Genomic DNA, 958 nt, shown 5'->3' with positions numbered 1-958 from the left:
GCCTCGTCCCGGTCTCGCGGGGCTCGGCCGCAGGCGAAATCAGCGCCCTTTCATCCGTTGCGTAGGGAATGTTGGGTGCAACCGCAGCGGTGTTCGAGAATGCGTTCATCGGTGTCGTCTCCGGTCTCGGGAAGCAGGCGTCAGGAGGCGTTCAGCGCGTTTGTGGCGATCGCCTCGAAGCGCCTGTCGAACAGGTCCTCGGCCTTGATCGCGGGCTTGTTCAACTCCTTGGCCAGGAGATCGATCGTCGCCTGCTGGCGCACGATCACGTCGTTCCAGTCGGAGGGGATGTCGAACTGACCATCAGCGTCGATCAGATACTGGCCATCTTCTGTGTTGAGGCCCTGGGTGGCGACGTAGTACCCCTCGATCCACTCCTTGGGATGCTCTTCCACCCAACGGGCGGCTAGCGCCCAGTAGCGCACATATTCGCCGAGAGCGGCGGCTTTGGCCGGGTCGTCAAGCACGGCTTGTGGGGCATAGAGATGGGCTGGATCATCGCGCAAGCCGTGCGGGATAGTGGCAGCGCCGTCGGCGCCATACTGGCGCAGATAGCGCTTGATGAGGACGCCCGAGATCGGCGCGACGTCGACTTGCTTGCCGGCAAGTGCCACTGGATAGGCGTCGCCTTTGCTGGGCAGTTCGATGAGATCTACATCCTCCTTTTCCAGGCTGGCGGCCTGCAGGACCCTCAACACCAGCGCGCCTTGTGCCTGACCGGGGCTGAAAGCAATCCGCTTACCGCGCAAATCCGCGAGCGTCCTGACCTCGACTCCCGGTGCAATGCCGAGTTGATAGATCGGGTGCGCAACCGGTTCCTTGCGGAACTTCGCGGCAATGATCTTGACCTTGAGCCCCGTCCAGGTCGCGTGGATGGGCGGAATGTCGGCGACGGATCCGACGTCCAATGCGTTGGCGCGAAAGGCTTCGATTGTCTGTGGACCACCGCTGATATTGC

At 62.5% G+C, this 958-nt stretch carries 1 protein-coding gene; it reads right to left on the bottom strand.

All coding sequences use genetic code 11. From position 1 onward, the window contains the following. Positions 1-140 precede the first annotated feature (140 nt). The coding region (locus EOC06_RS34980; RefSeq protein ID WP_245470339.1) for an ABC transporter substrate-binding protein at positions 141-958 on the bottom strand (818 nt) is incomplete at its 5' end.

This window comes from Mesorhizobium sp. M7A.F.Ca.MR.362.00.0.0, from assembly GCF_004023175.1.
Classification (GTDB): Bacteria; Pseudomonadota; Alphaproteobacteria; order Rhizobiales; family Rhizobiaceae; genus Mesorhizobium.
The sequence above is the reverse complement of the archived record's forward strand: the minus strand, read 5'-3'. Positions and strand labels throughout refer to the sequence as shown.